Annotated in this window: 24 protein-coding genes; 7 read left to right on the forward strand and 17 right to left on the reverse strand. The window is 74.8% G+C overall.

What is annotated here, in order from left to right; genetic code table 11:
• Window positions 1-462: 462 nt before the first annotated feature.
• Complete coding sequence (locus HWY08_RS21310; protein ID WP_176069066.1) at window positions 463-1,614, reverse strand: sensor histidine kinase; 1,152 nt, start codon at window positions 1,612-1,614, stop codon at window positions 463-465.
• Between the two features lie 181 nt (window positions 1,615-1,795).
• Here HWY08_RS21310 and tkt point away from each other — a divergent pair, with 181 nt between their 5' ends.
• Window positions 1,796-3,787, forward strand: a complete 1,992-nt coding sequence (gene tkt / locus HWY08_RS21315) for a transketolase (protein ID WP_176069068.1) — start codon at window positions 1,796-1,798, stop codon at window positions 3,785-3,787.
• A gap of 84 nt (window positions 3,788-3,871) precedes the next feature.
• On the opposite strand, the gene HWY08_RS21320 is transcribed toward tkt, so the two are convergent.
• Together HWY08_RS21320 and HWY08_RS21325 are read right to left on the reverse strand one after the other, a co-directional pair.
• The gene (locus HWY08_RS21320) at window positions 3,872-4,219 is read right to left on the reverse strand and encodes a LuxR C-terminal-related transcriptional regulator (RefSeq protein ID WP_176069070.1); all 348 of its coding nucleotides are present in this window, start codon (window positions 4,217-4,219) and stop codon (window positions 3,872-3,874) included.
• A gap of 233 nt (window positions 4,220-4,452) precedes the next feature.
• Entirely contained in the window at window positions 4,453-5,400 is a 948-nt protein-coding gene (locus HWY08_RS21325; protein WP_176069072.1) for a type 2 periplasmic-binding domain-containing protein, read from the reverse strand.
• Window positions 5,401-5,428: 28 nt separating this feature from the next.
• Between HWY08_RS21325 and HWY08_RS21330 the strand changes: the two genes are divergently transcribed.
• The 3 genes from HWY08_RS21330 to HWY08_RS21340 are packed head-to-tail and all read left to right on the forward strand — an operon-like array spanning window position 5,429 to window position 8,413.
• The gene (locus tag HWY08_RS21330) at window positions 5,429-7,132 is read left to right on the forward strand and encodes an NAD+ synthase (protein ID WP_235969745.1); all 1,704 of its coding nucleotides are present in this window, start codon (window positions 5,429-5,431) and stop codon (window positions 7,130-7,132) included.
• A 4-nt stretch (window positions 7,133-7,136) separates the two neighbouring features.
• Window positions 7,137-7,955 carry a polyphosphate kinase 2 family protein gene (locus HWY08_RS21335; RefSeq protein WP_176069076.1) on the forward strand — a complete coding sequence of 273 codons (819 nt, stop codon included), beginning with the start codon at window positions 7,137-7,139 and terminating at the stop codon, window positions 7,953-7,955.
• A 14-nt stretch (window positions 7,956-7,969) separates the two neighbouring features.
• Entirely contained in the window at window positions 7,970-8,413 is a 444-nt protein-coding gene (locus HWY08_RS21340; protein WP_176069078.1) for a hypothetical protein, read from the forward strand.
• On the opposite strand, the gene HWY08_RS21345 is transcribed toward HWY08_RS21340, so the two are convergent.
• The 12 genes from HWY08_RS21345 to bcp form a co-directional block, all read right to left on the reverse strand.
• On the reverse strand, window positions 8,414-8,614 hold the full coding sequence (locus tag HWY08_RS21345; RefSeq protein ID WP_235969746.1) for a hypothetical protein: 201 nt from the start codon (window positions 8,612-8,614) through the stop codon (window positions 8,414-8,416).
• Window positions 8,611-9,174 (reverse strand): ribosome recycling factor, encoded by a 564-nt coding sequence (gene frr / locus HWY08_RS21350; protein WP_176069080.1) that lies wholly within the window; start codon window positions 9,172-9,174, stop codon window positions 8,611-8,613. Before frr ends, HWY08_RS21345 begins: the two co-directional genes overlap by 4 nt.
• A gap of 30 nt (window positions 9,175-9,204) precedes the next feature.
• Complete coding sequence (gene pyrH, locus HWY08_RS21355; RefSeq protein ID WP_176069082.1) at window positions 9,205-9,963, reverse strand: UMP kinase; 759 nt, start codon at window positions 9,961-9,963, stop codon at window positions 9,205-9,207.
• A 128-nt stretch (window positions 9,964-10,091) separates the two neighbouring features.
• Complete coding sequence (pcnB, locus tag HWY08_RS21360; RefSeq protein WP_176069084.1) at window positions 10,092-11,618, reverse strand: polynucleotide adenylyltransferase PcnB; 1,527 nt, start codon at window positions 11,616-11,618, stop codon at window positions 10,092-10,094.
• Window positions 11,619-11,764: 146 nt separating this feature from the next.
• Window positions 11,765-11,974: a hypothetical protein gene (locus tag HWY08_RS21365; RefSeq protein ID WP_176069085.1), complete on the reverse strand. Its 210-nt coding sequence runs from the start codon at window positions 11,972-11,974 to the stop codon at window positions 11,765-11,767.
• A 3-nt stretch (window positions 11,975-11,977) separates the two neighbouring features.
• Window positions 11,978-12,820, reverse strand: coding sequence for a ribonuclease HII (rnhB, locus tag HWY08_RS21370; RefSeq protein ID WP_176069087.1), 843 nt, complete (start codon window positions 12,818-12,820; stop codon window positions 11,978-11,980).
• A 123-nt stretch (window positions 12,821-12,943) separates the two neighbouring features.
• Window positions 12,944-14,101 (reverse strand): MYXO-CTERM sorting domain-containing protein, encoded by a 1,158-nt coding sequence (locus HWY08_RS21375; protein ID WP_176069089.1) that lies wholly within the window; start codon window positions 14,099-14,101, stop codon window positions 12,944-12,946.
• A 148-nt stretch (window positions 14,102-14,249) separates the two neighbouring features.
• Entirely contained in the window at window positions 14,250-14,765 is a 516-nt protein-coding gene (locus HWY08_RS21380; RefSeq protein WP_176069091.1) for a hypothetical protein, read from the reverse strand.
• Window positions 14,762-15,592 carry a bifunctional DNA-formamidopyrimidine glycosylase/DNA-(apurinic or apyrimidinic site) lyase gene (gene mutM / locus HWY08_RS21385; protein WP_176069093.1) on the reverse strand — a complete coding sequence of 277 codons (831 nt, stop codon included), beginning with the start codon at window positions 15,590-15,592 and terminating at the stop codon, window positions 14,762-14,764. Before mutM ends, HWY08_RS21380 begins: the two co-directional genes overlap by 4 nt.
• 77 nt (window positions 15,593-15,669) lie before the next feature.
• The gene (locus HWY08_RS21390) at window positions 15,670-17,574 is read right to left on the reverse strand and encodes a S41 family peptidase (RefSeq protein ID WP_176069095.1); all 1,905 of its coding nucleotides are present in this window, start codon (window positions 17,572-17,574) and stop codon (window positions 15,670-15,672) included.
• A gap of 212 nt (window positions 17,575-17,786) precedes the next feature.
• Window positions 17,787-19,157 carry an RsmB/NOP family class I SAM-dependent RNA methyltransferase gene (locus tag HWY08_RS21395; protein WP_176069097.1) on the reverse strand — a complete coding sequence of 457 codons (1,371 nt, stop codon included), beginning with the start codon at window positions 19,155-19,157 and terminating at the stop codon, window positions 17,787-17,789.
• Window positions 19,158-19,190: 33 nt separating this feature from the next.
• Window positions 19,191-19,646 carry a thioredoxin-dependent thiol peroxidase gene (gene bcp / locus HWY08_RS21400; RefSeq protein ID WP_176069099.1) on the reverse strand — a complete coding sequence of 152 codons (456 nt, stop codon included), beginning with the start codon at window positions 19,644-19,646 and terminating at the stop codon, window positions 19,191-19,193.
• A gap of 44 nt (window positions 19,647-19,690) precedes the next feature.
• Here bcp and HWY08_RS21405 point away from each other — a divergent pair, with 44 nt between their 5' ends.
• From HWY08_RS21405 to tsf, 3 genes are all read left to right on the forward strand, one after another.
• Window positions 19,691-20,692, forward strand: coding sequence for a competence protein CoiA family protein (locus HWY08_RS21405; protein ID WP_176069101.1), 1,002 nt, complete (start codon window positions 19,691-19,693; stop codon window positions 20,690-20,692).
• A 324-nt stretch (window positions 20,693-21,016) separates the two neighbouring features.
• Window positions 21,017-21,955: a 30S ribosomal protein S2 gene (gene rpsB / locus HWY08_RS21410; RefSeq protein WP_176069175.1), complete on the forward strand. Its 939-nt coding sequence runs from the start codon at window positions 21,017-21,019 to the stop codon at window positions 21,953-21,955.
• 111 nt (window positions 21,956-22,066) lie between these two features.
• On the forward strand, window positions 22,067-22,726 hold the full coding sequence (gene tsf, locus HWY08_RS21415) for a translation elongation factor Ts (protein WP_176069104.1): 660 nt from the start codon (window positions 22,067-22,069) through the stop codon (window positions 22,724-22,726).
• A gap of 78 nt (window positions 22,727-22,804) precedes the next feature.
• Here the strand turns inward: tsf and HWY08_RS21420 are convergent, their stop codons facing one another.
• A complete protein-coding gene (locus HWY08_RS21420; RefSeq protein WP_176069106.1) occupies window positions 22,805-24,433 on the reverse strand; it encodes a CAP domain-containing protein in 1,629 nt (542 codons plus the stop codon).
• A gap of 36 nt (window positions 24,434-24,469) precedes the next feature.
• The gene (locus tag HWY08_RS21425; RefSeq protein WP_176069108.1) at window positions 24,470-25,198 is read right to left on the reverse strand and encodes an energy transducer TonB; all 729 of its coding nucleotides are present in this window, start codon (window positions 25,196-25,198) and stop codon (window positions 24,470-24,472) included.
• Window positions 25,199-25,401 lie beyond the last annotated feature (203 nt).

A 25,401-nucleotide genomic window follows, 5' to 3' on the forward strand; every position in this document is an offset into this window, starting at 1 on the left:
GAGCAGTTCCGGAAGGGCGCGGACCGGAGCGCTCCACCTACTACCGCCAGCGGAAGCACTTTAGGGGCGTGCGGCGCGGGCGCTGAGACCGCTGGCTCGACGTGAACGCTCGGACGGCGCAGTACCGGATCGTGAGCCGATCTTGCGGACGGCGCCGCGGCCGGGGAGTGACGCCTCGCTGGCGCCGCTCGCCGGACGGTGCCCTGCCTCGACGGGGCGGCGGCCGCGAGACGGCCACGCACCTCTCTGCTGGCTTGGACGGGCCGGGGAAGACTTGTGGCCAATCATGAGTGCTCCGCGGGGCGAGGGAGACCGACACGCTCGAGACACGGGGCGAGGGGCAGGAGCCTTTGCACTCCAGGTCACGGTTTCCTCTTCCAGAGTGACGGTTCCCTCTCCCCCACCGGGGGAGAGGGCAGGGAGAGGGGGCCGCTCCTCGCGCTCCTCTCCGCCGGCCCGCGCTCACCCCCGCCGCCTGGGGAGCGTCACCGTGAAGCACGTCTCGCCGGCGTCGGAGCGCAGGGTCAGCTCGCCCCCGTGCGCGGCGACGATGTGGCGCGCGATGAAGAGCCCGAGGCCGAGGCCGCCGCCCTCGCCGCCCGGGTGCACCCCGCGCCGGAAGGGCTCGAAGACGTGGCCGACCAGCTCCGGCGGGATGATCGGACCGCGGTTCGAGACCTCGACCACGACGGCGTCCGGCTCGCCGCGCCAGCGCACCTCGATCGCGTGCTCGGGCGTGCCGTAGCGGAAGGCGTTGCCCACCACGTTGGCGAGCGCCTGGCCGAGCCGGTCGGGGTCGAGCTCGGCGACCGGGTCGCCCTCCCCCTCGCAGCGCGCCACCCGGTCCGGATCGGCCGCCAGCGCCTCCGCCACCACCTCGCGGCAGACCTGCGCCACGTCCACGCTGCTGGGGCGGATGGGGATGCCGCCGCCCACCCGCGCCGCCGTGTAGTCGAGCAGGTCCTCGATGATGCGCTGCATGCGCCGGGCGGCGCCCTCGATGACCCCGAGCAGGCGCGCGTGGCGCGGGTCCGGGGCGGCGCGGCCGAGGATCTGGGCCGAGATGCGCACCGCCGCCAGCGGCGACCGGAGGTCGTGGCCGACGATGCCCAGCACCCGCTCGTGGAACTCCTGCTGCTGCCGCCGGCGCGTCACGTCCTGCACCACGAGGCCCACGCCGAGGATCCCGGCGGTGCCCCGCAGCGCGTAGCAGGTCGCGACGAGCGCGCGCCGCGCCTCCGGAGGTCGCCCGGGCTCCTCGCCCGCCGCGATCGCGAGCTCCGGCGACGTCTCGCCCGCCGCGACCGCACGGCGCGCGGCGGCCAGGAGCTCGGGGGAAGCGAGCGCGGGCAGCACCACCTCGAGCGGCCCGCCCGGCACGAGCCCCGGCCGCCCGGCCAGGCGCGCCAGCACGTCATTGACCCGGATCACCCGAAGCTCGCGGTCGAGCAGCGCCAGGCCCACCGGCGCGGCGTCGAAGAAGCCGTCCAGGAGCGACGCGGCCGCGGCCAGGACTTCGCCCTCGCCCTGCGGCGGCTCGCCTCGCCCCGGCTGGTCTGCGGGGCCGGAGGGCTCGCCCTCTTCGGCCTGCGCGCGCAGCTCGCTCGCGGTCATGCGCTCGCCCCCCCGCGCGTAGGATGCGGGCCAGCCCGCACGATGGGTATCGGCCGACGGGGCGATACCCAAGCAGCCCCGCGCGCCGTCAAGTCGCGAGCGCGCGGGCGGGGCGGCAGGAACCCCTTGATCTGAAACGCCGCGCCGGGCGATGTTCGCGCGCCCACCGGAGGAGCGACCCGTGCCACAGGCGAGCGCCGAGCTCACGAAGAAGTGTGTCGACACCATCCGCATGCTGGCGGCGGACGCTGTGCAGCAGGCGAACAGCGGCCACCCCGGCATGCCCATGGGCGCCGCCGACCTGGCGTTCGTGCTGTGGACCCGGCACCTGCGGTTCGATCCCAAGGAGCCGCGCTGGCTGGGGCGCGACCGCTTCATCCTCTCCGCCGGCCACGGCTCGATGCTGCTGTACGGGCTCCTGCACCTCTCCGGCTACGACCTCGGCCTCGAGGATCTGAAGCAGTTCCGGCAGCTCCACTCGCGCACCCCGGGCCACCCCGAGTTTCGCCACACCCCCGGCGTCGAGGTGACGAGCGGCCCCCTGGGCCAGGGCTTCGCGAACGGCGTCGGCTTCGCGCTCGGCCAGGCCATGCTCTCCGCCCAGCTCGGGCCCGGGAACCCGCTCGAGGATCACTTCGTCTACGCCATCTGCGGCGACGGCGACCTCATGGAAGGCGTCTCCGCGGAGGCGGCCAGCTTCGCCGGGCACCACCGGCTCGGGCGGCTCGTCTACCTGTACGACGACAACGGCATCACCATCGACGGCAAGACCGACCTCACCTTCACCGAGGACGTGACCGGCCGGTTCGAGGCCTACGGCTGGCACGTCCAGTCGGTGGACGGCCGCGATCACGAGGGCATCGACCGCGCCCTCCGGGCCGCGAAGGCCGAGCTCTCCCGCCCGAGCCTCATCCGCGTGAAGACCGTCATCGGCTTCGGCGCGCCCAAGAAGGCCGGCACCTCGGGGGTGCACGGCGCGGCGCTGGGCGAAGAGGAGCTGGCGGCCGCCAAGAAGAACCTGGGCTGGCCGGAGGGCCCGCGCTTCCTCGTGCCGGACGAGGTGCGCGCCTACTGGCGCGAGGTGCAGGAGGAGAAGCGCATGCTGCGCGCGGCCTGGGACCGCAAGGCGACCGCCTGGCGCGCGGCGAACCCGGCGCCGGCCGCCCTCCTCGACGCGCACGTCGAGCGCAAGGTGCCGGCCGACCTGCGGGCGAAGCTGCTCGAGGGCGCCGACGCCGCCGACGCCACCCGCAAGCTCTCGCAGGCGGCGATCCAGAAGGCGGCGGCGCTCGTGCCCGCGCTGGTGGGCGGCTCGGCCGACCTGGCCGAGTCGAACAACACCGACATCAAGGGCGGCGGCTTCGTCGGCGCGGGCAGCTACCAGGGCCGGAACGTCCACTACGGCATCCGCGAGCACGCCATGGGCGCCATCGCGAACGGCCTCGCCTACGACGGGTTGCACATCCCGTTCTCCGGGACGTTCCTCGTCTTCTCCGACTACATGCGCCCGCCGGTGCGGCTCGCCGCGCTCTCCCGCCTGCAGTCCATCTACGTCTGGACGCACGACTCCATCTTCCTCGGCGAGGACGGGCCAACCCACCAGCCCATCGAACAGCTCACCGCGCTCCGCGCCATCCCCGGGCTGCACGTGGTCCGCCCGGCGGACGGGCTCGAGACGGCGGCCGCCTGGGCGCACGCGATCGAGCGGCGCGAGGGCCCCACCGCGCTCGTGCTCACCCGGCAGAAGCTCCCCAAGCTCGCGCGCGCCTCCTCCGACCCGGAGCAGCTCTTCCGCGGCGGCTACGTGGTGACGGACGCCCCCGGGGCGAAGGTCACGGTGATCGCGACCGGCTCCGAGGTGGGCACGACGCAGGCGGCGCTGGCGCTCCTGGCGGCGAAGGGCGTGCCCGCGCGGCTCGTCTCGATGCCGTGCCTCGCCTGCTTCGAGGAGCAGCCGGCCTCGTACCGCGACGCGGTCGTGCCCCCGGGTCACCGGGTGGCGGTGGTCGAGGCGGCGCGGGGGCTGGAGTGGTGGAAGCTGGCCGGAAAGGACGGCCTCGTCCTCGGCATCGACCGCTTCGGCGCGAGCGCGCCGGAGAAGGCGCTCGCGGGAGAGTTCGGCTACACGCCGGAGCAGGTGGCCGCGAAGCTCGAGGCGTGGGCGCGGGGCTGACCCGCGGCGCGGGGCGGGGGACGAGCCCCCGCCCTACGCGGAGGGACCCTCGGAGAGGACGAGCCGCCTGCGAGCGGCGCCGGACTACCGCGCGGCCATCGCCGGCGGACCCGCCACGGCGGCTCCGGCGGCGGGCTGCGCCGGGGCGACCGGCCGCGGCTCGATGCGCTCGCCCTTCGCCAGCATCTTGAGCGACATCGAGAGCAGGCTCGCGAGCAGCTCGCCCGAGCCCGGCACGTCCAGCTTGCGGTAGATCCTCTTCCGGCGCGCGCGGATCGTCTCCGGGGACACGCCCGCGGCGGCCGCGGAGTCCTTGCACGCGAACCCCTGGGCGATGCGCAGCACCTCGGCGCGCTCGGCGGGGGTGAGGGTCGTGCCCTCGAGGAACTTGGCGGCGAACGGGGTCAGGATCTCGATATCGATCTGCGGCATCGTCTTGTCTCCCCTGGGGAAGCCAGTCAGCCGGGCGTCCGGTCCGCTGGGCGCATGGTCCTGGGGCGCGCCCCTTCTCGGCCGTCTTCCCCGGCGACTCGACGATGACAACGCCCCGCTCGGCTGCCAACCCCCTGTGTGTTTTTCGGGATAAGGCCCCAAGAGGATTGCGTTTTCGTCTCTCTGGGGGCCGGTTGAGCGCGACCCATCGCGATATGGCGCGCCTAATGGGCTTATGGCGGCCAGGCCGCCAGCAGCGGCGCGAGCCTCCGCTTCTCTGCGGCGAGCCGGTCCCAGTCGAGGGGGAGCGCCACGACGTTTCCCGCCGGGCGGACCCCCACCGGCACCGGCACGCCGGCGCGCAGCGGCATGAACCCCGGCGCCCGCGCCGCGAGCAGCGCCTCCGCCTCGGCGCCCACCAGCCAGGTCGCGAGCCGCGCCGCGGCTGCGCCGCCGGCCGCGCGCTGCGCCACCGCCACCGCGGTGGGCAGCACCACCGCTCCGCGGCCCTGCTGATCCGGGACCACCACCTCCAGCGCCGCTGCGCTGGCCGCGCCCGCCGCCGCCTCCTCGCTGCCCAGAAGCGCGACCGCGGCCTCGCCCGAGGCGACGAGCGCCCGCGCCGCGCGCTCGCTCTCGGCGACGCGCGTGCGGTTCCGGGCGAGCAGCGCGAGGAACCGGCGCAGGCTGGCCTCGCCGTAGGTGACGCCGAGCGCGGCGAGCGGGGTGGCCAGGCCCGGCGCGCCGGGCGGCCCGACCGCCACCCGCGCCGCCAGCCGCGGGTCGGCGGCGTCCCGCACGTTCACCGGGTCGAGCGGCAGGGCGGCGCCCGGGGCGACGACCAGCACCAGGGCCCGGGCGCAGAGCGGCGCCCAGCGGCCGCGCGGGTCGCCGAACCGGGAGTCGACGCCCTCGGGGAGCGCGACCGCGCCGGGGAGGAGCAGCGCCTCGGCCTCGACCGCCTCGGTGGGGTCGCCCAGCCAGAGCACGTCCGCGTCGGCCGCGGCCGCGACCCGGCGCACCCGCGCCACGCCGGCCCGCGCCGCGGCGGCCGAGAGCGCGGCCGCGGGCGCGTCACCCACCGTGCTGAAGAGGGCCACCTCGGGCGCCGCGGGGGCCGCCCGCTCGCCGCGGCAGGCGAGCGCGGCGGCGAGGAGGACGCCCACGAATCCGCTGCGCACGGCCCGGAACTGTAGCATGTTCACGGCCGTGCCGACCCGCCGCATCGCCCTCGCGCAGGTGAACACGACGGTGGGCGACTTCGCCGGCAACGCCGCGCGCATCCGGGCCGCCGCCGAGCTCGCGCGCGGCGCCGGCGCGTCGCTCGTCCTCTTCCCGGAGCTGGCGCTGTCCGGCTACCCGCCGCGCGACTTCCTCGACGTCCCGGAGTTCCTGGAGCGCGCCGGCCGCACGCTCCGCGAGCTGGCCGAGCCGGCCGACTGGTCGCGCGGGCTCGCGCTCGTGATCGGCTTCCCGGAGGCGCCCCCCGGCGCGCCGCCGCCGGGCGTCTACAACGCCGCCGCGCTGGTCGAGGGCGGGCGCGTCGCGGCGGTGGGGCGCAAGTCGCTCCTGCCCACCTACGACGTCTTCGACGAGACGCGCTACTTCCTCGCGGCGAAGGACGCCACCGCTGCCGACTCGCCGGCGGCCGGCGCGCGGCTCGGCCTCTCCATCTGCGAGGACATCTGGAACGACAAGCGCTTCTGGCAGACGCCGCGCTACGACCGCGACCCCATCGGCGAGCTCCGGCACGCCGGCGCGCAGCTGGTCGTGAACATCTCCGCGTCGCCCTACGGGCTCGGCAAGCCGGCGCTGCGGGCGCGCATGGTGGGCGCCGCGGCCGAGCGGCAGGGCGTGCCCATCGCCTACGTGAACCAGGTGGGCGGCAACGACGCGCTCGTCTTCGACGGCGGCTCGATGCTGGTCGGCCGGGACGGGAAGGTCCTCGCCCAGGCGCCGCTCTTCGAGGAGGCGGTGGTGGTCGCCGGCGGCGACGGCGCGGCCCCGGAGCTGCTGCGCTTCCCGGGGGCGCCGCGGCTCGCGCCGGGCGAGGGCCCCGACGCCGAGGCGGACGAGGTCTACCGGGCGCTCGTGCTCGGGCTGCGGGACTACGCCCGCAAGTGTGGCTTCCGGAGCGCCGTCATCGGGCTCTCGGGCGGGATCGACAGCGCGCTCACCGCCGCCCTGGCCGCCGACGCGCTCGGCCCGGAGAACGTCTTCGGCGTCGCCATGCCGTCGCGCTACTCGTCCATGCACTCGCGCCAGGACGCCGCGGCGCTGGCGAAGAACCTCGGCCTGCGCTTCCGCGAGATCATGATCGAGCCGATGCACGCGGCCTACCTGGCGCAGCTCGAGGGCGCGCTGGCGCACCCGCTCTGCGACCTCGCCGCCCAGAACGTGCAGGCGCGCGTGCGCGGGCAGATCCTCATGGCGCTCTCCAACGAGGAGGGCTCCCTCTGCCTGTCCACCGGCAACAAGAGCGAGCTCGCCGTCGGCTACTGCACGCTCTACGGCGACATGGCGGGCGGCCTGGCGGTCATCGGCGACGTCCCGAAGACCTTGGTCTACCGGGTGGCGCGCGCGGCCAACGCCCGCGCCGGCCGCGAGGTCATCCCCGAGCGCACCTTCACGAAGCCCCCCTCGGCCGAGCTGAAGCCGGACCAGACCGACCAGGACACGCTGCCGCCCTACCCCGAGCTCGACGACATCCTGGCCGCGTCCATCGAGGAGCGGCTCCCGCTCGAGGCCATCGTGGCGCGGGGGCACGCGCCCGAGACGGTGCGGCGCGTGCTGAAGATGATCATCACCTCCGAGTACAAGCGGCGCCAGGCGGCGCCGGTGCTCAAGGTGAGCGCGAAGGCGTTCGGCGAGGGCCGGCGCCTGCCCATCGCGCACGGCTTCCGCTACGAGTGACCTCATGGCGAAGACCCGGGCGAAGCGCGGCGCGCGGCGGCCGCGGGCGAGGAAGGCCGGCGGCGCGCCGGGCGCGCTGGTCGAGCGCGCCGACCGGTTCCAGGCGTTCGCGCCGGGCACCCTCCGCCTGGACGAGGTGGACCTCTCCGCGCAGGTCGACCGCCGGCGCTACGAGCGGCGCCTGCTCGAGCTGCAGCGGAAGGTCTACGCCCACCAGATCACGAACTACCTCGACGGCCGGCGCACGGTCTTCGTCTTCGAGGGGTGGGACGCCGCCGGCAAGGGCGGCTGCATCAAGCGGCTCACCGCGCTCCTGGACCCGCGCGGCTTCAAGGTGTGGCCCATCGCGGCGCCGCGCGACGAGGAGAAGCGCAACCACTGGCTGTGGCGCTTCTGGTACCGGCTCCCCGAGCGCGGCGAGATCGCCGTCTTCGACCGCAGCTGGTACGGGCGGGTGCTGGTGGAGCGGGTGGAGGGGTACGCGACCGAGGCGGCCTGGAAGCGCGCCTACGACGAGATCAACGCCTTCGAGAAGATGCTCACCGACGACGGCGTGAAGCTGTGCAAGTTCTGGCTCCACATCGACCGCAAGACCCAGCTCCAGCGGTTCGAGGACCGCGAGGCCGACCCGCTCAAGAAGTACAAGCTCTCCTCGGAGGACTGGCGCAACCGCAAGAAGTGGCGCGACTACGCCGAGGCGGTGCAGGACATGCTCGACCGCACCCACCGCCCCGACGCGCCCTGGCTGCTCGTCCCCGCGAACGACAAGAAGTACGCCCGCCTCGCCGTCCTCGAGACCTGCGCGCGCGTCCTCGCGCCCTGACCCCACCGGAACCCATGACCCTCCAGCTCGTGCTCCGCTTCCTGCATGTCCTCGCCGCCGCGGTCTGGATCGGCTCGGCGCTGTTCTGGCCTGGCGCGGTCCGCCGGGCGGTCGCCGCCGCCCCGGCGCAGCCGCCCTCCCCCGCGCTGGCGCTCGCCCGGAGCGGCCTCGCGCTCGACCTCGCCTTCGGGCTCGCCACGATCGCGACCGGGCTCCTCTACCTCGCGATGGGCGAGGTGCCGATCCGGCACGGCATCGAGGCGGGGATGCTCTTCGCGCTCCTCCGGCTGGCGCTCCTCTCCGCGCTGGCGCGCCCGGCGCTGCGCGGGGTCACCGAGGGCCTCGCGGCCGGCGACCTCGAGCTGGCGCGCGCCGCGTCGCGCAAGCTGCCGGCCTACGCCGGGGCGGCGCACCTGCTGTGGCTGCTGGCGCTCATCGGGATGGTCTGGCCGGTGTGATCAGAGCCACCCCAGCGCCGCGGCGGTGAAGAGCCAGGCGGGGGCGCCGAGGAGCAGGAGCAGGATCCAGGCGAGGTCGAGCGCGCGCCGGCGGCGCGGGTCGGGGCTGCGGCGGGCGAGGGCGTGGACGAGCCCGGCGGCCGCGCCGACGAGGAGCAGCGGCAGGTAAAGCGCCAGCGCCTGGCGAATGCCCCCGCTCACACAGTGAGGACTTCCTTCTCCTTGGCCGCGACCATCTCGTCGATCTTCTTCACGCCGTCGTCGGTCTCCTTCTGGACCTTCTCCAGCGCCTTCTTCGCCTCGTCGGCCGAGATGTCGCCGTCCTGCTCCGCCTGCTCGAGCAGCTCCTTCGCGTCACGCCGCTCGTTGCGGACGGCGAGCTTCTGCTCCTCGCCCTTGTGCTTCACCTGCTTCACGATCTCCTTGCGCCGCTCCTCGGTGAGCGCCGGGACCGGCACGCGGACCAGGTCCTTGTCGCTCATCGGGTTGAGGCCCAGGTTCGCGTCGCGGATGGCCTTCTCGATGACCGGGATGAGGCTCTTCTCCCAGGGCTTCAGGGTGATGAGCCGGGCGTCCGCCACCGCCATGTTCGCCACCTGGCTGAGCGGGGTGGGCGTGCCGTAGTAGTCGACCCGGACCGCGTCGAGCAGGTGCAGCGAGGCGCGCCCGGTGCGCACGCCCATGAGGTCGGCGCGGAAGTGCTCGAGCGTCTTCAGGATGCGCGCGCGCTGGTCGTTGAGGATGTCGTCGGCGGCAGACATGGCGCTCTCCGTTCTTTCGTGGTGCGTCGGCTAGCCCGCGGCGCGGGTCTGGGTCTTCCCGACCGTGGTGCCGATGTCCTCGCCCACCACCACCCGGCGCACGTTGCCGCGCGCGGTGAGGTCGAACACGACGATGGGGAGGTCGTTGTCCATGCACAGGCTGATGGCGGTCGAGTCCATCACCTTGAGGTTCTTCTTCAGCACGTCGAGGTAGGAGAGGGAGCGGAACTTGGTGGCGGCCGCGTTCTTCTTCGGGTCGTCGCTGTAGACCCCGTCCACCTTGGTCGCCTTGAGCAGCACGTCGGCGTGGATCTCCATCGCGCGCAGCGAGGCGGCGGTGTCGGTCGTGAAGTAGGGGTTGCCGGTGCCGGCCGCGAAGATGACCACCCGCCCCTTCTCCAGGTGCCGGATGGCGCGCCGCCGGATGTAGGGCTCGGCCACCTGGTGCATCTCGATGGCGGACTGGACCCGGGTGGAGACGCCCATCTTCTCGAGCGCGTCCTGCAGCGCCATCGAGTTGATGACGGTGGCGAGCATGCCCATGTAGTCGGCGCTGGAGCGGTCCATCCCCTCGGTGGCGCCGGAGACGCCCCGGAAGATGTTGCCGCCGCCGATGGTGAGCGCGACCTCCACGCCCAGCTCGACCACGTCCTTCACTTCTTGTGCAATGGCGACCAGCGTCTTCGGCGAGATGCCGTACTTCCCGTCGCCGATGAGCGCCTCGCCCGAGAGCTTGAGCAGGATGCGCTTGTACCGGGCCTTCGGCTTGTCCGCTCGCTCGCTGGGCATATCCGGCGCCTTCTATCGCACGCCGCCCGGAGGGGCAAGGCGCGGAGCTGTCATCATACCGGGCGCGAACGCCCGCGCCGCGCCAAGCGCGGGGGAGGCGCCGGCGAGCGGGCGAGCCGCCGGCCCCGTCAAGCGGGCGGGCCGGAGGAGCCGGCCGGGGCGCCGCCGCCGCGCCGGTGCCGCCGGCGGCCGCCGCGGTGCCGGCGCCGGCGCTTGGCGCCCTCCGCCGCCGGGCCGGCCTCCTGGGCCGGCCGGTCGGCGGGGACCGCCCCGAGGTCGAGGTCGTCCCCGGCCGGGGCTGCGCGGCCCGCCCGGGCCCGCCCGGGCTCGGGCGCGTCGCCGCCCTCGGCGCCCGCGTCGTCGCTGCGCCAGCGGTCGAGCACCTCGCGCCCTTCGCCGGTCGCCTCGACGGTGAGCTCGAGGAGCTGGAGCGCGTCGCGGAAGTACACCTGGGAGGTGAGGCCGCGCCGGCGCCGCCGGGGCGGGCCGCGGAAGGCGCGCTGCGAGGCGAGCGCGAGCCGGACCCGCTCGGCGATGCGCCGGGGTAGCCGGGCCGTCGCGACCAGCTCGGCCAGGAGCCGGTCGCGCTCGCTGGGCGCGCCGGGCTCGGGCGCGGGCAGGTGGAGCAGGAGCGCGCCGAGGAGCACCGCCTCGCTGGGGTCGCCGCCCGCCTTCACCAGCCGGTCGAGCGCGGCGAGGTGCGCCAGGAAGCGGCGGCGCGCCTCGTCGCCGGCGCCGTCGAAGAACGAGGCCAGGGCCGGCAGGATCACCGGCAGCGCGCCGGAGGAGCGGAGCAGCTCGAAGGCGCGCTGGGAGGCGCCGCAGCGCAGGATCTTGAACGTCTCCTCGAGCAGGCGGGGCGGGGCGCAGCGACCCAGCTCGGGGGCGTGCCGCCGCATGGCGGCGAACGTCTCCGGCTCGATGGTGAACCCGAGCCGCGACGCGAAGCGGATGGCCCGCAGCGCGCGCACCGGGTCCTCCTGCATGCGGATCTCGGGGTCCCCGATGGTGGCGATGCGGTGCGCCTCGAGGTCGGCGCGGCCGCCGACGTAGTCGATGACCTCGCCGGCGAAGACGTCGTAGAAGAGCCCGTTCACCGTGAAGTCGCGGCGCCGGGCGTCCTCCTCGGCGGTGCCGAAGACGTTGTCGCGGGTGATGAGGAGGTCGCCCTCCTCGCCCAGGTCCTCGCCGGCGTCGGTGGGGTTCTTCCGGAAGGTGGCGACCTCGATGATCTTCGCCCCGCGGAAGTAGACGTGCGCCAGCCGGAAGCGGCGGCCGATGAGGCGGCAGTTGCGGAAGGTCGCCCGCACCTCGCCGGGGTGGGCGCTGGTCGCGACGTCGAAGTCCTTGGGCGTGAAGCCGAGGAGCACGTCGCGCACGCAGCCGCCGACGAAGTAGGCCTGGTGGCCCACGTGCCGCAGCCGCGCGATGGTGCGGATGGCGTCCGCGTCGAGCCGGTCCTCCGGAATCTCCGGGGGGTGGGCCGGCGCCGGGACGGGCACGTCGAGCGCGAGCCCGCGCTCGGCGTCGAGCCCGCGGTGGCGCGGGTCGCGGTCGCGGACGCGGCCATTGCGGCGTCCGTCGTGGTCGCGGTGCTGGGGTTCGGTGTCGCGGGGGGCTGCGGTCGCTGCGATCGAAGGGTGGGGATCTCGCATGGTTGGCCGGATCGGGGGGCGCCGTCGGGCGGGTCATTCCGCCGCGGACCGGTCGCACCGACACCGTCGGGCTTCGTCCTCGGGGCTCGTTCTATCCTCCGGGATGCTCAGCGTCAAATGCCGCTCGCGCGCGGGCGGCGGGCGGCCTACCGGCCGGCGAGGTACAGGAGCGCGGTCACGGCCAGCTCGCACAGGCCGATGAACGCGACGAGGAGCCCCGCCCGCACCGCCGCCGGCCCCTCCCGCACCACCCCCGAGCGATCGCGGTAGCGGCGGCGGAACGCCTGGGCGAGGCCGAAGCCGAGCAGCGCCGCCGAGGAGACGAGCCCGAAGAGGAGCAGCGCGGTGTGCGCCACCGCCTACTTCTCGCCCTCGGCTCGCGCCGGGAAGAGCTCCTCCTGCACCGGCTCGAGCCCGAGCGCCTGCCGCACCGGCGCGAACGACCGGCGGTGGAGCGGGCTAGGCCCGAGCTTCTCGAGGGCGGCGAAGTGCTCGGCGGTGGGGTAGCCCTTGTGCCGGGCGAACCCGTAGCCGGGGTGGGCGAGGTCCTGCTCCGCCATGAGCGCGTCGCGCGTCGTCTTGGCGAGGATGCTGGCGGCGGCGATGGTGAGGCTCAGCGCGTCGCCGTGGATGATCCCCTGCTGCGGGATCTTGAGCTCCGGCAGCCGCCGCGCGTCGATGAGGAGGTGCTCCGGCGCGCGCGAGAGGCCCTCGACCGCGCGGCGCATGGCGAGGAGGCCGGCCCGGTAGATGTTGATGGTGTCGATCTCCTCCACCGCCGCCAGCCCCACCGCCCAGCACACCGCCGCCGCCTTGATCTCGACCGCCAGCCGCTCGCGCTCGGCCGCGTCCACCTGCTTCGAGTCGTCGATGCCGCGCGGCCGGAACTCGCGCGGCAGGATGACCGCCGCCGCCACCACCGGCCCGGCGAGCGGCGCCATCCCCGCCTCGTCCACGCCGCCGATGTGGAGGACGCCCTGCTCCCACAGCGCCGTCTCGAAGCGCAGGAGGTGGCGCAGCCGCTGCCCCTCGGCGCGGTTCTCGCGCCGCCGGCGCAGCACCGCCTGGTAGACCGCCCTGGCGCCGGCCCGGTCGTCGTCGCGCAGCGCCTCCTCGCACCCCTCGGGCAAGGGCCGCCCGGCGTCCACGAAGCGCGCCTTGAGCTCCGCGAGGCTCATCCGCCGGATGTCGTCGGGGCCCATCGAGGGGGCATCATGGCACCGGCGCCGGTCGGGCGGCAACGCGGCGGCCGCGCCCGCCCAGAAAGGCGAAGGGCGGCGCCCGGAAAGGCGCCGCCCTCGCGAGGCTGCGGTGAGGCTCGGACGCTAGGCGGTGCGGCGACGGCGGGCCGCGAAGACGGCCGCCGCCATCAGCGCCACGGCGAAGAGGCCGCCGGGGCCGCCGCTGCTGCAGCCGCCGCCCTCCTTGCCGATGCGGATGCCGGCCGCGTTGGCGTCGTTGTTGTCGAGGTCCGGGTCGGCGACGCCGCGCTTCGCGCTGGAGAACGGCGGCTCCTTGCCGGCGGCGAACGAGTACGCGTCGAACTCGTACGGGATCGTCGTCTGGGTCACGCTCTCCGGCAGGTTCCCGAGCTTGAAGCTGTACGTCCAGGTGACGGAGGCGCCGGGGGCGATGTCGCCGAGCGGGCAGATGGCGTCGTTGATCGGGTCGGCGGAGGCGCACGGGCCGGTGGCCGAGGCCGCGTCGAAGGTGAGCATCGTGCTCACGTTGATGTTGGGGAAGAAGCTCGCGATGACGTTGGTGGCCGGGCAGGGGCCGCGGTTCGTCACCGTGTGGGTGAACTTCGCGAGGTCACCCGTCTTGCCGGAGGACGGCCCGGCGAGGGTGATCGCGACGTCGGCCCACTGCTTCACCTCCACGGCGGCGCCGGGCAGCGTCACGGGCGTGGTCGTCGGCGTCGAGGTGGCGCTGATCTCGATCGCGATGTCGCCCATGCTGTTGGCGGCCGGGCAGGCGGCGGTCACCGGAGGCACCAGCTTGCCGTCGGCGTCCGTCGGCACCGCCCACTCGACCGTGATCGTCACCTCGGCGACGTTCGCCGGCGTGGCGCCGGTGCCGGGGTCGTTCGTGAAGTCCGCGATGATGGGGCAGGGCTTCGCGCCGGTCGGCTTGCCCTTCGCGTCGAGACCCTGGATGACGCCGGCCGTGTCGACGATCACGAAGCCGTTGGCGTCGGTGTCGCAGGTCGCGCCGTCGACCCCGGCGATCTTGAGGGTGCCCGTGCTCGCCGGCGCCGCCGGGAGGACGATCTTCGAGAGCGCCACCTCGGTGGCGTGGTTCGGGCCGGTGTTGGTGATGTCGACGACGTAGCTGGCGGTGCCCCCGAACCGGATGGACGCCGGCGGGGTCACGGCGGCCGTCAGCACGGCGTTCTGCGGCGTGACCGCCGCCCCGGCGCTCAGCGCCATCGAAAGCACGCCCGCCCCGACCGACGCCCGCAGCACTGCGTTGCGAATACCCATTTGTGGTTACTCCTCTCGACGAGGACACCAAAGGTTGAGCCTGCCTCCCTAGCAGGCTGGCAGGCGGCAGTCAAGAAATGTAGGTGCCTGGCACAGCCGGGGACCCACGCACTCCGAGTCGCGGAGCGCACCGGTCCACGCCCCAGCTTTACTGTCCGACCTGCACGATCCCGAGCAGGGCGTCGCGGTCCACCGTGACCCGCAGAATCTGCCCGCGCCACGTGAGCAGCCGCACGCGCAGCCCGTTGCGGAACGCCCCTCCTTCGAGGGTGGTCCGGTGATAGCCGCAGGCGCCGCTGATGAGCGGCAGGCGGAGCGCCTCGCCCGCCAGCGTGAAGCGCTCCTCGGCGGGCCGCTGCCAGTAGGACGAGAGCCGCTCGTAGTCGCGCACCACGCCCTCGAGCACGCGCCCCTCGTCGTGCAGCGACGCCTGGACGCACGCCAGGTGGTGGCGGTGATGCGCGAGGGAGCCCCACACCACCCCGCCCGCGACGCAGCCCGAGACCGCGAGCGCCAGCGCAGCGGCGAGGGCGCTGCGGCGGCGCAGCACGACGGCCCAGGAGATGCCGAGGAAGAGGGCCGAGGCCGCCCACAGCCCCTCGCCGGCGCTCCCCCACCGGACCGGCTCGGACGCGACGTCCCACACGGTGACCCAGCCGCTCACCGCTGACACCTCGGGCAGAAGAACGTCGAGCGCTGCGCCTGCACGGCGCGCGCGATCTTCTCGCGCCGGCAGCGCGGGCACCTCTCCCCGGCGCGGCCGTAGACGAGGAACGGGTTCTCCGACCCCGGCTCCTCGACGTAGTGCGGCTCGGGGCCGGCCTCGCGCGCGATGGTCTCCTCGATCGACGCGCGCACCGCCTCCGCCAGCCGCTTCACCTCGGCGCGCGTGAGCGCGTCCGCCCGGCGGCGCGGGTCGAGGCGCGCGCGGAAGAGCGCCTCGCTGGCCTGGATGTTCCCCACCCCGGGCAGGAGCTTCTGGTCGAGCAACGCCACCTTCACCGGCACCCTGCGGCGCGCGAAGGCCGAGGCCAGCCAGCCGGCGTCGATCCCGTCGTCGAGCGGGTCGGGGCCGAGCGCCGCCAGCTCCGGCACGGCGTCGAAGTCGGCGCCGGGGACGAGCCGCAGCCGCCCGAAGAGGCGCGGATCGCGGTAGTGCAGCGTCGTCCCGTCGTCGAGCTCGAGCTGCGCCCGCGAGTGGCTGGGCGGCGCCTCGCCGCGCTCGCGCCGGAGCCACTTGCCGGTCATGCCGAGGTGGCTCAGCAGGCCGAGCGGCGCCTTCCCGCCCTCGAGGCGGATGAGGAGCTGCTTGCCGATCCGGCGCACCTCGCCCACGCTCCGGCCGGCGAGCGCGGCCGTGAAGGCGCGCGGTCGGCCCGGGCGGAAGATCCGGCGCGCCTTCTCCTCCGCGCCGGCGGAGAGGACCCGGCGCCCGAGCGTCCACGCGCGCAGGTTGCGCGCCGCGATCTCGACCTCGGGGAGCTCCGGCATCCGCCGGTTCTTACCACGTCCTGTGGCGGAAACGCGCAGGGGGTGTGCGACGAGGCGCACCCGGAGGAAGGATTACGTCAGGGTCCGCCAGCGCCGGCGAGCTGCGGGCGGCCGGCGGCGGCGCGGAGGCCTCCCCCGAAGAGCGCATGGTCCACCTGCTCCAGCCAGCCGCGGTTGTGGTGGGTGACGTCGTCGAGGGTGGTCGCGTACGGCACGTCGGGCTGCACCGGGCGATTCTCGAAGGTCAGCGCCTGGAAGAACTCGTCGGCGGGCCGGTCGCCGCCCGCGAGCGGCAGCGCGCGCTGCACGCCCATGGCGGCGTTCGGGATGGCGAGCGCGAGCAGGCCCTCGGGGTCGCTCCAGCGCACCGGCAGGTTGCGCGCCTCCTGCTGGCTCCCGCCCGCGCCCTCGGTCGGGCCGCCGAGCAGCGTCGCGCGCCCGGCGCTCTTGAGCAGCGCCGCGACGCGGTCGCAGGCGCTCATGCAGGTCGGCGCGACGAGCGCCACCACGCGGCCCTGGTAGCCGCCCACCGCGTCGCTCGCCCGGAGCGGCTGCTCGAGGAAGGCCGGGGTGAACTCGGCGCGCGCGCGGCGGGCGGCGCCGATGGCGTCGGCGATGCGGCGCGGGTCGAGCGGATCGCCGGCGCGGGCGGGCGCGCCGGAGAGGGACGGCGCGCGCTGCTGGTAGACGAGCTGGTTCTGGGTCGAGGCGCGCAGGAGCAGCGCGCCGCCGGGATAGGCCTTCTGGCGCTCGCCCAGCGCCGCGAGCAGCGCGCTCGAGTGGGCGAGGTAGCCCCCCTCGTTCTGGCGCAGGTCGAGGACCAGGTCGAGCTCCTTCTCCTGGCACTCCTTCACGAACGCGCCCAGCACCGCCGAGAACGGCTGGCGACCCTGGCCGCCGGCGAGGTTCTCGGTGTGGAAGGTGAGGATCTGGAGGTAGCAGAAGGCGCGGTCGCGCCGGCGCACCACCTCGCCCAGGCGCACCGCCGGCCGGTCCTGGTCGTCGGCGTACTCGCGCAGGGAGGCGGCGTCGGCGGGCGGCAGGATGGTCTCCGTGCGCAGGTAGCCCTGCGCGGAGCCGAGGTCCTTGTCCCAGGTGTCCTTGGCCGGGTCGTACCGCCAGTTGAGGAGGTCGGTGGTGGCGACGCCGGTGCGGCGCACCCACGCCCGCGTCATGAGGTGGCCCTCGGCGTCGGGCGAGATCCACCACGGCAGCTCGACGGCGCGGCGGGCGCCGCCGGCGGAGACCGTGAGCGCGCAGGCGCGCCGCTCCGGGAAGGCGAAGTCGCGGCGGGTGAGCGCGTCCACGGCGCGCTCGAGGCGCGCCGCGTCGGAGCTGGCCGGGAGGTACTGCGCCAGGCGGTGCAGCTCCTCCTGCACCGGGCGGCCGTCCACCTCCAGCACCTCGTTGCCGACCGCGACCAGGTCCTCGAGGTCGCGCACGCCGGAGACGGTCTTGAGGTACGAGACGAGCTTCTTCTCCCGGTTCGCGATGTAGACGTGCCCGTCCACGGCGCGCAGCCCGAGGCCGAGCGCCACCTGCGGCAGGCGCGCCGGCGCGCCGAGCAGGAGGTGCCCGTCGGCGAAGGCGGCCGTGCAGCGCCGCACCCGGTCGTAGAAGCGCAGCGGGTCGTCCTCGCGCGGGAGGGCGCGCTCCTCCTCGACGCAGGCGTCGAGGTGGCGGCGCGAGTCGAACCCCTTCCCCTCGGCGCCGAGCATCTTCCCCTTCACCGGGAAGAAGACGTAGCGCTTCTCCAGGGCGTCGCGGACCTGGCAGACGAGCTGGACGCGCTGCCGGACGGAGCAGAGCGGCGCGTCCCCGCAGTCCGGCGCGTCGTCGAGCGCGGAGAGCCGATCGCACGGGTCCGGGCGCGCGGCGCCGGCCGCCGGGGCGGCGGTGATCGCGCCGGCGGCGGTGGCGAGGGCCGGGCCCGCCGCGGGCGCCGCGGCGAGGAGGAGCGAGAGGAGGAAGGGCGTGGGCATGCGCGGATCAGGTGTGCGAGCGAGCCCCACCTCGGAGGCTCACCCAGCGCGCGCATCCTAGAGAACCGCCCACCCGGGGGCAGCAGCCGGGCGAGCAGGCGCGACGCCGCCGGGACGGGTGCGAGCGGCAGAACGCCGCGCGCGCGCTCGGAGCACACATCGGCGCCACCGCAGCCGAAAAATGAAGGGGCGGGCGCCTGCCCGATCCCCTGCTAGCGGGCGCGCTGGAAGCCGGCGCAGAAGAAGCCGTCGGTGCCGTGGCGGTGCGGCAGGAGCGAGAGCGCGTCCCCCCCGGCCCCGAGGGCGGCCGCCAGCTCGGTCCCCAGCATGGCCGCGACGCTCATCCGCTCGAAGCCCTCGAGCGAGCGCGCGGCGAGCTCCGCCACGCCCTCGTTCTCGATCCGGCCGACGGCGCAGGTGGCGTAGACGAGGCGGCCCCCCGGCTTCACCAGCGGCGCGAAGCGCGCCACCAGCTCCGCCTGCAGCCGGGCGAAGCGGGCCGGGTCCTCCGGCGTGAGCCGCCAGCGCGCGTCGGGCTTGCGGCGCAGCGCGCCGATCCCGCTGCACGGCGCGTCCACCAGGACGCGCTCGCACTTGCCCGCGAGGTCGGCGAGCGCCTCCGCGGCGGCGGCGCCCTCCGGGATGAGCCGGCTCCGCAGGTTGTGGACCCCGGCGCGGCGCGCCCGGCGCTTCGCCTCGGCGAGCCGCTCCTCGTCCACGTCGAGCGCCACGAGCGAACCCTTGCCGTGCATCTCGGCGGCGAGCGCGAGCGACTTCCCGCCCGCGCCGGCGCAGGCGTCCACCACCGTCCACCCCGGCCGCGCCCCCACCGCAAGCGCGAGCAGCTGGCTGCCCTCGTCCTGGATCTCGAACAGGCCGTCCTGGAAGGCGGGGAGCTGGAAGGCGTTCTCGTGGCCGTCGAGGGTGAGCCCCCAGGGCGAGAAGCGCGTCGGCGCCGCGGCCACGCCCTCCTCGGCGAGGCGCGCCCGCAGCGCGTCGCGCGTCGTCTTGAGGAGGTTCGTCCGCACCGTGAGCGGCGCCCGCTGGTTGAGCGCGAGCGCCAGCGCGCGCGCCTCCTCCGCGCCGAGCTCGTCGAGGAACCGCTCCGCGAGCCAGCGCGGCAGGGAGGCCTCGACGGCGAGCCGCTCCGCCGGATCGGCCACCGCCGCGATGCGGGCGTCGGCGCGGTCGAGCGCCTCCGTCACGATCCGCGCCGGGACGCCGAGGCGCTTCGCGGCCGCCTCGGGCGCCGCGGCGCCGGTGCGGGCGAGGAAGAGCGCGTAGAGCGTCGCCGGCTCGACCGAGGCCGCGGCCCGGCCCGGCCCGCCGCGCCCCGCCGGCGCGGGCGCCGGGTTCCCCCGGATGAAGGCGGTCTCGCCGGCGAGCCAGCGGAGCTGCCCCTCGCGCCGCAGGAGGCCGTAGACCGCCTCGGCCACCGCCCGCCGCTCGCTGGCGTAGAGGCGCGACTCGCGCCGGAGCACGCGCTCCAGGGCGCGATCGGCGAGCCAGCCCTGCTCGCGCACGAGGCCGTTCACCTCCAGCGTGGCGGCGTCGACGAGGTCGTGGCGGAGAGGTCGGGGCACGCCCTCTTATAGCCCCGAAGCGCCGGCCGGGCGCTAGAGCGCGGCCAGCACCTCCGCCACGTGGCCGGCCACCTTCACCTTGGGGAAGATGCGCTCGACCTTCCCGTCCGGCCCCACCACCACGGTGGTGCGCTCGGTGCCCATGACCTTCTTCCCGTACATGTTCTTCTCCTTCCACACCCCCCAGGCCTGCTGGACCTTCGCGTCGGGGTCGGAGAGGAGCGGGAACGGGAGCTGGTGCTTCTCCTTGAACTTCTGCTGCGCGGCGGGCGAGTCCTTCGAGATGCCGAGCACCGCCGCGCCGTGCTTCGCGAACGCGTCGACTTCGTCACGGAAGTCGGAGGCCTCCTGGGTTCAGCCGGGGGTGCTGGCCTTCGGGTAGAAGAAGACGACGACGCGGCGGCCCTTGAAGCCGGAGAGCTTCACGAGCTCGCCGCGCTCGTCGGGCAGGGCGAAGTCCGGCGCCTTCTTGCCGATCTCGAGGGGCATGGTGTCCTTTCGCGCGAGGGTGGAGCGGTAGTAATGAACCCGCCGTGCCGCGGGCAAGGAACACGGGGCGCCACCCCTCCCCGACCCCCTCCGCCCGCCGGCGGGGCGCGGGCGACGAGCCCGAGGTCCTCCTCGCCTGGGCGAAGGACCGCCAGGGGCGGCACCTCCACGTCGGCGCGCTCGACCGCGCCTCGCGCAAGGCGCTCGCGCCCTTCACCTGCCTGGGCTGCGGCGAGGAGCTGGTCGCGAAGCTCGGGCCCATGCGCGCCCGCCACTTCGCGCACCGGCCCGGCTCGACCTGCCCGCTCACCCGGCCGGAGACGGCGCTCCACCTCGACGCCAAGGAGCGGCTCCTCTTCCTGTGCGCCGAGGCGTTCGCCGGGCGGCTCCCGGTGCGGCTCGGCGCGCGCTGCCCGCGCTGCCGCCGCGAGCTGCCCATCGACCTCGGCCGGGCCGGCGACGCGGCGGTGACCGAGGGGGCCGCCGGCGCGCTGCGGGCCGACGTCCTCGTCACCCGCCGCGGGAGGCCGGCGCTGGCGCTGGAGGTGCTCGTCACCCACGCGGTCGACGCCGACAAGGAGGCGGCGCTGGCGGGGCTCCACCTGCCCGCGCTCGAGATCGACGCCCGCGAGCCCTGGGAGGAGGAGCTGGCGGAGGGCGGCGTGGCGGTGCGGGTGGCGAGGACGCTGGGCGTCCCGCCCTGCCCCTCCTGCCAGGCGACCGCCCGCGCCGACGAGGGGCGCGCCCGGGGCGGCGAGGAGGCGGCCGTGGCGGAGCTCGAGGCGTACCGCGCCCGCGGCCTCATGGGCGGCCGGCCCGGCCCGGCGCTGGCCGGCCCGCCGCCGCCCCTCGGCGCGGCCGAGCGCCGCCGCCTGGAACGCGCGTTCACCTGCCCGGAGTGCGGGGGCCGCGCGCTCGACCTCGGGACCCGGCTCGTCCGCCACGCCTGCCCGGGCCGCTCCCCCCGCCCGGTGGCCTGGCGGGGCTACGACGGGGCGCTCGTGGAGCTCGGCTGGTGGAAGGCGGGTCTCCCCCGAAAACGGTGACGAACCGGGACCTTGCGGCGGGCGCCTCGCTCGTGTTAAAGGAGCCGTCCCCATCGATCTCGGCCGATCGCGAGCGACGGGCGTAGCTCAACCAGAAGTCGTCGTAAATTCACACACTTCCCGGCGACGCGCTCCGGTGCCTGACGAGGCCGGTGGAGAGGTCTTCCACGGCGGCAGGCGACGCGCGGCGAGGCGGGAGTGGCGGAACACCAACCGGAGAGACGAGAGACCATGGAGACGCAGCCGCAGGACACGAACCCCACGCCCGAGGTGGCTCCCGCCACCGAGGCGCCCCCCGCCCCCGCCGCCGCGCCCGCCGAGGGCATGGCGGCCGTCATGCAGACGCAGGGCACCGCCATCTCGATGAAGCAGCTGCTCGAGGCCGGCGTGCACTTCGGGCACCAGACGAAGCGCTGGAACCCGAAGATGAAGCCGTACATCTTCGGCGCCCGCAACGGCATCTACATCATCGACCTGCAGAAGACGGTCAACCTCGCGCGCACCGCCTTCCGCTTCGTCTCCGACGCGGTGGCGCGCGGCGGCACGCTGCTCTTCGTCGGCACGAAGAAGCAGGCGCAGGACGCCATCCGCGAGGAGGCGCAGCGCGCGGGGATGTTCTACGTCACGAACCGCTGGCTGGGCGGCACGCTCACCAACTTCAAGACCGTGAAGCAGGGCATCGAGCGGCTCAAGACCATCGAGAAGATGAGCCAGGACGGCACCTACGATCGCCTGCCCAAGAAGGAGATCGCCCAGCTCGAGCGCGAGCGCGAGAAGCTGGAGAAGAACCTGGGCGGCGTGAAGGACCTGTCCCGCCTGCCGGCCGCCCTCTTCATCATCGACACGAAGAAGGAGCACATCGCGGTGCACGAGGCGAACCGCCTCGGCATCCCGGTGGTGGCGGTGGTCGACACGAACTGCGACCCCGAGGGCATCGACTACGTCATCCCGGGCAACGACGACGCCATCCGCTCCATCCGCCTCTTCACGGGCAAGGTGGCCGAGGCGTGCGTCGAGGGCCGCGCCCGCCACGGCGCCTGGGTGGCCGAGCACGGCCAGGAGCAGCGCGAGCTCGAGGACCGCGACGCGGCCAGCGAGCGCGGTGACCGCCGCGATCGCCGCGACCGCGGTGGCCGCGGGCGCGACCGCGGCGAGCGCCGCCCGCCGCGCGAGGACCGCGCGGCCGCCAGCGCCCACGTCGAGGTGGTGCGCAAGGGCGACGTGACGCCGGAGGCCCCGGCCGCCGAGGCTCCGAAGGCGTAGCCAGCCGGCGCCTGGTCACAGGACTGCGGGGCGGGCTCCAGCACGGGCTCGCCCCGTTTCACATCGCGGCGGGGGACGAGCCCCCGCCCTACTTCGAGGAGACGGACGACGATGGCCGAGATCAGCGCGAACGCGGTGAAGGAGCTCCGGGAGAAGACCGGCGCCGGCATGATGGACTGCAAGAAGGCCCTCGCCGAGGCCGGCGGCGACGCCGCCAAGGCGGAGGAGCTGCTGCGGAAGAAGGGCCTCTCCGCCGCCGCCAAGAAGTCGGGCCGCGTGGCCTCCGAGGGCGCGGTGGCGAGCTACATCCACATGGGCGGCAAGATCGGCGTCCTCGTCGAGGTGAACTGCGAGACCGACTTCGTCGCGCGCACCGACGGCTTCCAGGGGCTGGTGAAGGACCTGGCGATGCACATCGCCGCGGCCAACCCGCTCTACGTCCGCCGCGAGGAGGTGCCGCCCGAGGTGATCGAGAAGGAGCTCGAGATCGCCCGCGCCCAGGCCCGCGAGCAGAAGAAGCCCGAGGCGATCGTCGAGAAGATCGCCCAGGGCAAGGTCGACAAGTACTTCAAGGAGGTCGCGCTGCTCGAGCAGCCCTTCGTGAAGGACGACAAGAAGACCGTCCAGGAGACGATCACCGACGCGGTGGCGAAGATCGGCGAGAACATCCAGGTCCGCCGCTTCGCCCGCTTCGTGCTCGGCGAGGGCATCGAGAAGAAGCAGGAGAACCTGGCCGAAGAGGTCGCGAAGGCGGCCGGCGTCGCCAAGTAGCTCCCGCGCGAGGGGCCGCGGTGCGGCCCCCGCTCCCTGCCCTCTCCCCCTGCGGGGAGAGGGCATTTTTTTCGCGCGCTACCTGCGCGTCCCCACCAGGATGATCACGTACGCCGTGTTCCGGCCGAGCACCGGGTTCCCGCCGCCGGCCACCCCGACGCCCATCACCTTGGCCTGCGAGACGACGCCCGGCTCCTCGGCGAACTCCAGCGGCTCGGGCTTGGCGCCGCCCACCAGGCTCACCGTGCGGAACGTCTTGTAGAGCGGCGACAGGATCGCGTCGGCCTGCGCCTTGGGCAGCTCGCCCTTCGCGGCGGCGAGCGCGCTGGCGTACTTCTGGGCCACCTCCTCCAGCGTGGGGTCGGCGGCGAGCTTCTCGGCGCGCGCGTCGGCGCGCTTGCGCGCCACCGCCTCGCGGAGCTTCGCGCGGAGCGCCTCGGCGTCCACCGGCGGCTGCTCGCGGACGAGCAGCTCGGTGACGAAGTAGACGTCGCCCGCGTCGGGGTCCTTGTAGCTCGCGAGCCCCACCCCGGCGTGCGTCGCCTGCGGGTTCAGCATGTTCGAGCGGTGCAGCGGGCTGTGCGCGAGGCGCCAGTGCGCCTCCTCGGGCGAGCGCGAGGCCGCCGGGTTGAGCAGCACGAGCGGGCTCATCACGTCGTTCTTCTTGAGCTGCGCCACCACGTCGAAGCTCACCGTGCTCGAGCTGGTGTTGGCGCGCGTCTCGTCGCGCGAGGCCTCGGAGGCGGCGCGCGCCACCGCGGCCACGCCGTCGTCCCACTGCAGCGCCGGCGCCTGGGCCGCGGCCCGCTCGGCGTTGACGAGGTCGAACACGCGGCGCTCGGCGCCCGGCGCGGCCGCCTGCTTCGCGTCGGGCGGCGCCTTCACCGAGGCGGGGAGCGGCACGCCGCACTGGACGGGGAAGCGCGCCGCGCTGACGGCCTGGCCGCCGCGCTCGGCACGGACCTCGACCACCATCGTGCCCGGGCGATCGCCGCAGCGCAGGTCGCCGGCGAGCTGGCCGCCCGGCGCCGCCGGCACGTCCACGAGCTTCCCGGCCGGGTCGCAGTACGAGATCTTGGGCTTGTCCACCCCGGCGGCGAGCTTGCCGCGGAGCGCCACCTGCCCGCCCGCCTCGACGCGGCGGGGGATGGGCTCGAGCTCGGCGACGGCGTCGTAGACCACCGCCACCACCTTCGTGAAGCCCTTCTTCTCGCGCTGGGTGACCGCGCCGAAGCGCGGGGCCACCGCGTGCTGCGCGAAGCCGTTCACCGGCTCGAGCAACCGCTGCGCGAGGATGCGCGGATCCTCGCTCTCGACCGTCGCGATCACCACCCGGCCCGGCGCGGCCGGCAGGCCGAAGTGCCAGGCGAGGAAGCTCGTCACGCTCTCCGGCGGCGTACCCTGCTCCTTCCAGCCGAGGAGCGTGTCGGCCAGCGCGCAGAGGCGGCCGTCGGGCTGCGGCGCGACGCGGCCGCCGTCCTTGGCGACCTCGGCCACGTCGGAGGTGAGGATGGGGAAGGCGCCGCCCGTCGGGCAGACGTACGCGGGGTTCGGCCCGAGCTGGGCCGCCGCGGGCCGCGCCGGGGCGAACGCGCCCCCGCTGAGCGTCCCCGGCTCGTGCCGGTTGGCCTGGACGGCGGCACACCCCATCCCCAGCGCCGCCGCGGTGAGCGCGGCGGCGAGTCCTCTACGGCGCACGACGGTCATGGGTCCCCTCCCCAGCCGCCCGCGACGCGCGGGCGGTCACTGTGGCAGCTTGAGCTTGATCGTGAAGACGTAGTCGACGTCGAGCGCCTGGCCGCCCTGGGTGGCCGGCTTGTAGCGGCGCCGCTCCAGCACGCTCACCACCGCCCGGTCCATGAACGGCACGCTCTTCAGGACGCGGCAGTCGTGCACCGTGCCGTCGACGCGGACGATGCACTTCACCAGCATGGTGCCCTCCACCTCGCGCTCGAGCGCCTGCTGCGTGTACTCGAGCGGCGGCCCGGCCAGCACCTGCGGCGGCGTCATGGTGGCGTTGAACTCCACGGGCGCCTTCGCGACCGGCGCCGCCGGGGCGCCCCCGGTCACGCCGCCCACCACGCCGCCGACCACGCCGCCGTCCTCGCCCTCGTCGCTGCCCGTGTCCTCCTCGGGCGGCTCGTTGGGATCGGGCGGCTTCAGCTCCTGCGGCATCTCCTTCGGCTGCACCATCGCCGGGCGGGGCTTCGCGTCCACCTTGGGCTTCTGCTGCTGGACGACCTTCCGCTTGGGGGCGGGGGGCGGCGGCGGCGGCGCGGGCCGGGCGGCGGGCGCCTGCTTCACGAACTTGACCTCGACGAGCTTGTCGTCGGCCGCCTTCTTCGCGAGCGCGGTGGAGACCGCGATGAGCCCCACCACCAGCGCCGTCTGGGCCGCGGACGAGCCGAGGATCCAGATCCCGCGCTTCGCGGCCCGCTTGCCGCCTTCCCTCTTCGTCACTTCATCGAACACGGAGGTCTCGTCCCGGTTGACGCCGAAATCAGCGTGCGAAGTGGGCTCTCTAGTACCCGGGGGTTCGGATTGTCAACTCTCGCCGACAGCCGCCCGACCCCACCCTGGACCGCCCCTCCCGCGGCGCCGGCGGCCCCGCCCTCGGGAGAGCAGGCGGGAGGCGCCGCGTCCCCGCGCTGTCCCTTGATCGTGGGGTGACCTCG

Origin of the sequence: Anaeromyxobacter diazotrophicus, assembly GCF_013340205.1 — a bacterium.
GTDB lineage: Bacteria > Myxococcota > Myxococcia > Myxococcales > Anaeromyxobacteraceae > Anaeromyxobacter_A > Anaeromyxobacter_A diazotrophicus.